Raw genomic sequence first — 9,233 nt, forward strand, 5'->3', positions numbered from 1 at the left:
CTGCAGGCCCTCCTCGGGCATGCAGTACGTGCAGCGCAGGTTGCACCGGTCGGTGAGCGAGACCCTCAGGTCGGTGGCCACCCGGCCGTAGGTGTCGATGAGCACGTGGCCCCCTCCCTCGCAGCGGATCACACACAGCGGAGCACATTGTCCGACACCTGTGAGCCTACGCGACGGCAGTGACAGCCACAGCGGCCTGATCACACAGGTACGGCGCGGCCGCGTCGTAGGGACCTCCACAGAGGCCTACGACGCGGCCGCGTACCGGGGTGGGATCAGTGGGCGCCGGTGCCGGTCAGGGACCGTACCTCCAGCTCGGCGTACTTGCCGGTGTCGGGCTCCTCCTTGGACAGGACCGTTCCGAGCCAGCCCATCAGGAAGCCGAACGGGATGGAGATGATGCCCGGGTTCTTCAGCGGGAACCAGGCGAAGTCGACGTCGGGGAACATCGCCTTCGGGTCGCCGGAGACGACGGGCGAGAACAGCACCAGCCCGACGGCCACGATCAGGCCGCCGTAGATCGACCACAGGGCGCCTTGGGTGGTGAACCGCTTCCAGAACAGGCTGTAGAGGATGGTCGGCAGGTTGGCGGACGCGGCGACCGCGAAGGCCAGGGCGACCAGGCCGGCCACGTTCAGGTCACGGGCGAGGGCGCCGAGGGCGATGGAGACGATGCCGATGAAGACGGTCGCCCAGCGGGCCGCCTTCATTTCCTCCTTCTCGGTGGCCTTCCCCTTGCGGATGACGTTGGCGTAGATGTCGTGCGCGAAGGAGGACGACGAGGCCAGGGTGAGGCCGGCGACCACGGCGAGGATCGTCGCGAAGGCCACCGCCGAGATCGTGGCCAGCAGGATCGCGCCCCAGGCCGAGTCGACGCCGCCCAGATGCAGGGCGAGCAGCGGGGCGGCCGTGTTGCCGGACGGGTTGGACTCGATGATCTCGTCCTGGGAGATCAGCGCGGCAGCGCCGAAGCCGAGGGCGATGGTCATCAGGTAGAAGCCGCCGATGATGCCGATGGCCCAGTTCACGGACTTCCGGGCGGCCTTGGCGTTGGGCACCGTGTAGAAGCGGATCAGGATGTGCGGCAGACCGGCGGTGCCGAGCACCAGGGCGATGCCGAGGGAGATGAAGTCCAGCTTGGTGGTGCCGGTCGCGCCGTACTGGAGGCCGGGCTCCAGGAAGGCGGCGCCCTTGCCGCTGTTCTCGGCGGCGGATCCGAGCAGGTCGGAGATGTTGAAGTTGAACTTCAGCAGCACCAGGAAGGTGATCAGGAGGGTGCCGCCGATGAGCAGCACGGCCTTGACCATCTGGACCCAGGTGGTGCCCTTCATGCCGCCGATGGAGACGTACACGATCATCAGGACGCCGACGAGGGCCACGATGGCGACCTTGCCGGCGTCCGAGGTGATGCCGAGCAGCAGCGAGACGAGGACGCCCGCGCCCGCCATCTGGGCCAGCAGGTAGAAGATCGAGACGACGATCGTGGAGGTGCCCGCCGCCGTGCGCACCGGGCGCTGGCGCATGCGGTACGCGAGGACGTCGCCCATGGTGTAGCGGCCGGAGTTCCTGAGCGGCTCGGCCACCAGGAGCAGGGCGACCAGCCAGGCGACCAGGAAGCCGATGGAGTAGAGGAAGCCGTCGTACCCGAAGATGGCGATCGCGCCCGCGATACCGAGGAACGACGCGGCCGACATGTAGTCGCCGGAGACCGCGAGCCCGTTCTGGAAGGCGCTGAACTGGCGGCCGCCCGCGTAGAAGTCGGCGGCGTCCTTCGTCTGGCGGCCGGCCCAGACCGTGATGACCAGGGTCGCCACGACGAACACCGCGAACAGGGAGATGATCAGTGGCCGGTGCTCACTGGCCTCACCCGCGGCGATAACTGTCTGCTGTACGGGGCTCATGCGCCGCCCTCCATCCGGGACTTGATGGCCTCGGCCTTGGGGTCGAGCTTCGCGGCGGCGTGCCGCGAGTACCACCAGGCGATGAGGAACGTGGTGACGAACTGTGCGATGCCGAAGACGAAGGCGACGTTGATGTTGCCGAACAGCTTGGTGCCCATGAAGTCGCCCGCGTAGTTCGACAGCAGGACGTACAGCAGGTACCAGGCGATGAAGGCGACGGTCAGGGGGAAGGCGAAGGAGCGGTAGGAGCGGCGCAGTTCACCGAACTCCGCGCTCTCCTGCACCTCGACGAACTCCTCGGTCGAGGGGAGTCGGTGTTCTGACTTCGAGGGGGGCGGTGCGTCGGTTGCCACGGAGTCTCCTCGCGTTGCGGATGCGATAGTGAGGGTAGTGATGTGGATCACGTGAACCGGGCGGCGATGTTAGTGCCCTTCGGGCGTGATCCAAAAGGGGGCTCGATCGTGCTCGCGCTCCCTGTTCAACGTCACGGCGGCACGCGCGGACCGGTTCAACCTGTCCGGCTTCTTTCGAAAATCGGTACGCCAGGACCACGAAGTCATCGCGTCATCGCCAGAAGCCATTGCTGGCCAGCGAGTTCGGGAGATAGCTTCGGCCTGCACACTCGTCATGCACCTGCCCGAGCACCACCTGTGTCTCGGGCCGGTTTCGTTTCCGGATGATGTGGAGACCCCATGGCTCATCTGCGTTCCAGACGTCGGCTGGCGCTCGCCGTGCCCGTCGTGCTGTCGCTGACCGCCTCGATCGGCTTCCTGCCGGCGGCCGCCTCGGCCGCCCCGCGCGTGGAGTCCGGCGCGCAGACGGCGGACGCACCCAACCTGGCGTATGTCGTCAACACCAAGACGGACCGGCGCACGATCGCGTCGGTGGAGAAGGCGATCGCCGCGGCCGGCGGCACCGTCGTGACGACGTACGACAAGATCGGCGTGATAGTCGTCCACTCGGCGAACCCGGACTTCGGCGCGCAGATACGCACAGTTCGCGGAGTGCAGTCGGCCGGTGCCACGCGCACCGCCCCGCTGGTCGCCGCGGGCACGACGGACGAGGGTGCGGCCGACTACCTGACGGACGCTCAGGCCGCGAAGGCCGAGGCGGCTGCCACGCCCGGGAGCGAGCCCCTCGAGGCCGACCAGTGGGACCTGCGCGCGATAGGCGCCGACCAGGCCGCGCAGATCAACCCGGGCAGCAGCAAGGTCACCGTCGCCGTCATCGACACCGGCGTCGACGACACCCACCCGGACCTCGCCCCGAACTTCTCCGCGGGCCAGTCCGCCAACTGCGTCGGCGGTGTCGCGGACACCAGCGAGGGCGCCTGGCGGCCGTACACCGCGGAGGACTACCACGGTACGCATGTCGCCGGTGAGATAGCCGCGGCCCGCAACGGCGTCGGTGTGGCCGGCGTGGCCCCCGGTGTGAAGGTGTCCGGCATCAAGGTGAGCGACCCGCACAACGGTCTCTTCTACCCGGAGAGCGTCGTGTGCGCGTTCGTGTTCGCCGCCGACCACGGCGTCGAGATCACGAACAACAGCTACTACGTGGACCCGTGGCTGTACAACTGCATGGACGACCCCGACCAGAAGGCGATCGTCGACGCGGTCAACCGGGCCCAGCTGTACGCCCAGAAGAAGGGCACCCTGCACCTGGCGTCCGCGGGCAACTCCAACCACGACCTGGACTCCGACGCCATCGTCGACGACTCCAGCCCCGACGACTCCACCCCGGTCGAGCGCACCATCGACCCGCACGAGTGCTTCGACGTGCCGACGCAGCTCCCGGGGATCGTCACCGTCAGCGCGACGGGTGTGCAGAACCTCAAGTCGTACTACTCCTCGTACGGCAAGGGCGTCGTCGACGTCGCGGCGCCGGGCGGCGACCGGCTCTACCAGATCCCGGACACGCCGTCGAAGAACGGCCGCATCCTGTCCACCATGCCGAACAACCAGTACGCCTTCCTGCAGGGCACCTCGATGGCCTCCCCGCACGCCGCGGGCGTCGCCGCGCTGCTGAAGTCCAAGCACCCGTGGGCGGGCCCGGCGCAGCTCCAGGCGCTGCTCAAGGCGCAGGCCGACAACCCGGGCTGCCCCGAGTCGTACGACCAGGACGGCAACGGCACGCAGGACGCGGTGTGCGAGGGCGGCGACCGCGTCAACGGTTTCTACGGCTTCGGCATCGTCAATGCGCTGCGCGCGGTGAAGTAGGCCGCCGTCACGCTTGCGGCGCGGCCGGACCGGCCGCGCCGCTCGGACGTCCCGCACGGTCCGTCGTACCGCGAACGAACTGGAGACATCCTCACCATGACAGTGCCTCACTCGCGCCACCGCCGCGCCCTGGTGATCCCCGTCGGGATGGCCATGGCGACGGCTGTCGCGTTCCTGCCGAACGCCACGGCGTCCGCGGCGGAGCCCGCGCCGACGGCGTCCGCCGACGCGACCTCGCTCAGCTATGTCGTCAACGTCCGCCCCGGGTACGGCCCTTCGGGGCATGTGAAGAAGGCGATCGCCGACGCCGGCGGCACGATCGTGATGTCGTACGACCGGATCGGCGTGATCGTCGTTCACTCGTCGAACGCCGACTTCGCCAGGACGATCCGCACGGTGCGCGGGGTGGAGTCGGCCGGTGCCACCCGGACCGCCCCGCTGCCCGCGCAGTCCACCACCGACGTGGGGACGCCGAAGGTGCTCAGTGCGCAGGAGGTCGCCGACGCCGCGGCCGCCGAGGGGCAGGACCCGCTCCAGGGCCTGCAGTGGGACCTGCCGGCCATCAAGGCGGACAAGGCGCACGAGAAGTCGCTCGGCAGCAGCAAGGTGACCGTCGCCGTGATCGACACCGGCGTCGACGACACCCACCCCGACATCGCCCCGAACTTCGACCGCGAGGCCTCCGTCAACTGCGTGACGGGCAAGCCGGACACCACCGACGGCGCCTGGCGGCCGGGCGCGACGGAGAGCCCGCACGGCACGCACGTGGCCGGGGAGATCGCGGCGGCCAAGAACGGCGTCGGTATGACGGGCGTCGCGCCGGGGGTGAAGGTGTCCGGCATCAAGGTGTCCACCACGGCCGGCTACTTCTACACGGAGGCCGTCGTCTGTGGCTTCGTGTGGGCGGCCGAGCACGGCGTCGACGTGACGAACAACAGCTATTACACCGACCCCTGGTACTTCAACTGCAAGAACGATCCCGACCAGAAGGCGCTGGTGGAGGCCATCACCCGGGCCTCGAAGTACGCGGAGAAGAAGGGCGCGGTCAATGTCGCCGCGGCCGGCAACGAGAACTACGACCTCGCGGCCGACGAGATCACCGACCCGGTGTCCCCGAACGACTCCACGCCCACGGAGCGGGTGATCGACCCGTCCGAGTGCTACGACATACCGACCCAGCTGCCGGGCATCGTGACGGTGGCGGCGACCGGTGCGAAGGGTCTGAAGTCGTCGTTCTCCAACCACGGTCTGGGCGTCGTCGACATCGCCGCTCCCGGCGGCGACTCCACGGCGTACCAGAAGCCGGAGCCGCCCGCGACCAGCGGCCTGATCCTGGGCACGCTGCCCGGCGGCAAGTGGGGCTACATGGCCGGTACGTCGATGGCCTCGCCGCATGTCGCGGGCGTGGCCGCCCTGATCAAGTCGACCCACCCGCACGCCACTCCGGGCCTGGTGAAGGCCCTGCTGTACGCCGAGGCGGACGCCACCGCGTGCACGGACCCGTACGACATCAACGGCGACGGCAAGGTCGACGCGGTGTGCGAGGGCCCGAAGAACTACAACGGCTTCTACGGCTGGGGCACGGCGGACGCCCTGGACGCGGTGACCAGGTAGGGCTTTTGTGCAGGTGATCCGGGCCGGGCGGGTATCCGTCCGGCCCGGACGCCTCGTAGGGCAGGATCTGACGTCATGCTCACATACGAAGATCCCACGGCCTGGGGACCCGAACCGGTCCGGCCCAGGTGGCAACTGACCCTGCGCTTCATCGCGACCGTGGTGTGCTTTCCGGTGCTGTGTGTGGTGGGGCTCGCGACGTTCGTCTTCTTCATCGCCCTCGCCTTCCTGACGGAGGTGATCGCGATGTTCAGTTCGAGCTACGAGCGAGGCTTCGGGGAGGTGATGGATTCGGCGCTGGAGCGGGTCATCCGCCTGGGCTCCTGGTTCGTCACCTGGCCGCAGCTGCGGCACGAGGGCGACACCGAGTACTACCGGGCGAAGGTCGACAAGGTGGTGGCCGACTGGACGGCCCGGGCCTCGGTCCTGCCCGAGCCGAACAAGCCGAAGCCACCGGTGGAATGTGAGATAGCGCTGTCCGTCTATCGCGGTGTGGGCGCCCGCTACGTCGCCGAGGTCGCCCTCGCCCAGGGTTGGGAGTTGCGCCCGACGGACGTGCGCAAGGAAGTACGGCTGTGGTGGGCGGCCGCCTCACGCGTTGACAGAGTCAACACCGCATAGTGACGTGTATGACGCGATCATCAATGGCCGGCGTGTGGGACGGACTGGGCGGCGATCCCGCGCTGCTCTCCCGGGTTTCGACCGTCGTCCGGGTGGGTGCCTTGGAGGCGCGCCTTCCGGTACGGGAGCTGGCGCGGACCTGCGTCGGCGTGTGCGCGCTGGCCGCCGCCGAGCTCGGGGCGCGGCGGGCCGGGCTCGCCCAGGTGCCCGGGGTGCGGGTGGACGATGGGGCCGTGGCTACGGCGTTCACGAGTGAGCGGCATCTGATGGTCGACGGGCGGGCGCCGGTGACGTTCGCGCCGCTGTCGCGGTTCTGGCGCACGGCGGACGGCTGGGTGCGGATGCACGCCAACTATCCGCATCACAGGGAGCGGTTGCTCGCCGCGCTGGAAGTGCCCGAGGACGGTGTGGAGGCCGCGCTCGCCGAACGGTCTGCCTTGGAGGTCGAGGAGGCCGTGTACGCCGCCGGGGGCCTGGCCGTCGCGGTGCGCACGCCCGACGAGTGGGCCCGGCATCCGCAGCGGGACGCGGTGGCGAGGCGGCCGCTGGTCGCGCGGGCCCGGCTCGATGCGGCACCCGCGCGCGTGCCGCCACTTCTCGACGCCGATCCACTGCTGCCCGCCGCCGGGCTGCGCGTCCTGGACCTGTCCCGGGTCATCGCGGGGCCGGTCGCCACCCGCACCCTCGCCCTGCTGGGCGCGGACGTGCTGCGCGTGGACCCGCCCCGCCTGCCCGAACTCCCCGACCAGCACACCGACACGGGCTTCGGGAAGCGGTCGACCCGGCTGGACCTGACCGCCGACCGGCGCGCGTTCGAGGAGCTGCTCGGCGCGGCTGACGTGGTCGTCACCGGCTATCGGCCGGGCGCCCTGGACCGGTTCGGGCTCTCGCCGGAGGCGCTGGCCGAGCGGCGGCCGGGCCTGGTCGTGGCGCAGTTGTCGGCGTGGGGCGGGTACGGGCCGTGGGGGGCGCGGCGCGGCTTCGACAGCCTGGTGCAGGCCGCCACGGGGATCGCCATGGTGGAGGGGTCGCCGGACCGGCCGGGCTCGCTGCCGGCCCAGGCCCTCGACCACGGCACGGGCCATCTGCTGGCGGCGGCGGTGCTGCGGGCGCTGACCGAGCAGTCGTACGACGGCGGCGGCAGGGTCGTACGACTGGCGCTGGCGCGGACGGCGGAGTGGTTGCTGAACGGCATCCGCGCGGGTGGCGCGGGAGACGCGGTATACGAGGGGCCGGGCCCGTGGCTGGCCGAGCGGGAGAGTGCCCTCGGCCAGCTGCGGTACGCCCTGCCGCCGGTCTCCTTCGCGGGCGGGCCGGTCGACTGGACGCGGCCGCCCGGTCCCTGGGGGACGGATCCGGTGCGGTGGGCGGAGCCGCGGTAGGTCTCCGGTGGGCCGAGCGCGGTGAGTCGCGCGGCGACGGAGAACGTACCCATGGGCGGAATGACGTACCACCAGTTGTTTTCTGTCCCTTGCCCCGTTCTGTGAAGGCTGGTGAAGATCCTGAGGTGACCTTGATACGACCCACTCCCGGGGTGGCCGATGCCGACGGGCCGGTGCGGAGACCCGGTGCCAGCCGGGCTGTCGCCGTCCTCGTCCTGGTGGCCCTCGGCGCGCTGACACCCCTGCTGGGCCCGTCCGCCGCGCTGCACGGCACCGGGGAGGCCGCCGCCCCAGGCGTCGCGGGCATCGCGCTGCTGCGCGCGGTGCTGTTCGCGGCCCTGTGCGTGCCGGTGGGCGAGCTGTTCCTGAACCGGCTGGCGAAGTCCTTGCCCGGCGCTCCGGACGGGCGGCCGCGCAGTTGGGCTCCGATAGCGGCGGGCGCCGGCTTCGTCGCGGCCCTTGGGCTCGCGTCGGTCGTGGCGACCGGCAACCTCGTGCCGCACAGCCTGGCCGAGATCGACGTCGGCGGCCTCTACGAGTCCCGGGACGGCAAGCTCGCGCTGCTGGAGGTCAACGCCTTCGCGGTGGCCAGCCTGTGCGCCCTGTCGGGTCGGCCGGGCACCCAGGTCTGGCCGCTGGCCGCGGTGGCCGTCGCCGAGGCGCTGCGCGCGCATCCCACGACCGAGCACAGCCCTCTGATCGGCTCCGGTCTGACACTCGTGCACGTCACCTGCGCGGCGTTGTGGGTGGGCGGTCTGCTGTACGCGCTGCGGGCGCTGCGGATGTGGGGCGCCGCGGAAGCGGGCGCGGCCTTGCTGGGCCGCTACGCGCGCGTGGCGGCCGTTCTGCTCGCCGCGCTCACCGCGACGGGCGTGTGGAGCACGCTGCGCCGGATGCCGCCCGGGACGGTGCTGGACCAGCTGACGAGCACGGCGTACGGGCGGGTCCTGCTCGCCAAGGTGCTCCTCGTGGCCGGCGTGGCGCTGCTCGCCCTGTGGGCGCGTATCCGGCTGCGGCGGGCGGCCGACCCGCTGACCGCCTGCTTCCCCGCGCGCGGGGAGGTGGTCGCGCTGGGGATGGTGGTGGCGGTGTCGGGGTTGCTGACAGCGCTGCCGGTGCCCATCAGGTGGTGAGCCCCGGGTGGTCACCGGCACGGCGCGACACCGCCGCGCAGGGCGATGTTCCGGTCGAGCATGCGGCCGAGGTCGAGGCCGGTGCCGCTGCCGTGCGGCACGCCCACGAACCCGATGGCGCCGCCGTCGCGGGTGATGTGCACGGCCGTCCGCATCGACTGCTCGGTGCCACGCGCATGTGGTACGGGGCGTGGAGGGTGGTGGGGCGCACGGCGGGGGTCCTGCTGGTCGGGTGTCCGATGCGCTCAGGCGGGGTTCGAGCGCACTTCGCGGTACGCCGCAGGCCGCTTGGGGAGCGTTCCGAATGTGCCACTGACCAGCAGAGACTGCGCGGCCATATACGTGAGCATGATCCAGAAGTCCGGC

Annotated in this window: 7 protein-coding genes and 2 pseudogenes; 5 read left to right on the top strand and 4 right to left on the bottom strand. The window is 70.7% G+C overall.

The genetic code is table 11. From position 1 onward, the window contains the following. The 3 genes and pseudogenes from ACTWQJ_RS39055 to ACTWQJ_RS39065 all read right to left on the bottom strand — a co-directional run. Positions 1 to 105: pseudogene (locus ACTWQJ_RS39055) on the bottom strand (GTP 3',8-cyclase MoaA); the annotation flags it as partial. Positions 106 to 275: 170 nt separating this feature from the next. Continuing rightward, positions 276 to 1,901: a solute symporter family protein gene (locus ACTWQJ_RS39060; RefSeq protein ID WP_443311181.1), complete on the bottom strand. Its 1,626-nt coding sequence runs from the start codon at positions 1,899 to 1,901 to the stop codon at positions 276 to 278. Then, positions 1,898 to 2,254: a DUF485 domain-containing protein gene (locus ACTWQJ_RS39065; RefSeq protein ID WP_443311182.1), complete on the bottom strand. Its 357-nt coding sequence runs from the start codon at positions 2,252 to 2,254 to the stop codon at positions 1,898 to 1,900. Before ACTWQJ_RS39065 ends, ACTWQJ_RS39060 begins: the two co-directional genes overlap by 4 nt. Positions 2,255 to 2,593: 339 nt before the next feature. Here ACTWQJ_RS39065 and ACTWQJ_RS39070 point away from each other — a divergent pair, with 339 nt between their 5' ends. The 5 genes from ACTWQJ_RS39070 to ACTWQJ_RS39090 all read left to right on the top strand — a co-directional run bounded on the left by ACTWQJ_RS39070 (position 2,594) and on the right by ACTWQJ_RS39090 (position 8,867). Next, positions 2,594 to 4,117, top strand: coding sequence for a S8 family peptidase (locus ACTWQJ_RS39070; protein ID WP_443311183.1), 1,524 nt, complete (start codon positions 2,594 to 2,596; stop codon positions 4,115 to 4,117). Between the two features lie 96 nt (positions 4,118 to 4,213). After that, positions 4,214 to 5,731, top strand: coding sequence for a S8 family serine peptidase (locus ACTWQJ_RS39075; protein WP_443311184.1), 1,518 nt, complete (start codon positions 4,214 to 4,216; stop codon positions 5,729 to 5,731). Positions 5,732 to 5,806: 75 nt separating this feature from the next. Continuing rightward, entirely contained in the window at positions 5,807 to 6,352 is a 546-nt protein-coding gene (locus ACTWQJ_RS39080; RefSeq protein ID WP_443311185.1) for a hypothetical protein, read from the top strand. An 8-nt stretch (positions 6,353 to 6,360) separates the two neighbouring features. Beyond that, entirely contained in the window at positions 6,361 to 7,734 is a 1,374-nt protein-coding gene (locus tag ACTWQJ_RS39085; RefSeq protein WP_443311186.1) for a CoA transferase, read from the top strand. 125 nt (positions 7,735 to 7,859) lie between these two features. Then, complete coding sequence (locus ACTWQJ_RS39090; RefSeq protein ID WP_443311187.1) at positions 7,860 to 8,867, top strand: CopD family protein; 1,008 nt, start codon at positions 7,860 to 7,862, stop codon at positions 8,865 to 8,867. 14 nt (positions 8,868 to 8,881) lie between these two features. On the opposite strand, the pseudogene ACTWQJ_RS39095 reads toward ACTWQJ_RS39090, so the two are convergent. Then, positions 8,882 to 9,052 (bottom strand): annotated as a pseudogene (locus tag ACTWQJ_RS39095) (IMP dehydrogenase); the annotation flags it as partial. Positions 9,053 to 9,233 lie beyond the last annotated feature (181 nt).

Origin of the sequence: Streptomyces sp. KR55 (genome assembly GCF_052245645.1) — a bacterium.
In the GTDB taxonomy this organism is placed as follows: Bacteria; Actinomycetota; Actinomycetes; order Streptomycetales; family Streptomycetaceae; genus Streptomyces; species Streptomyces flavusporus.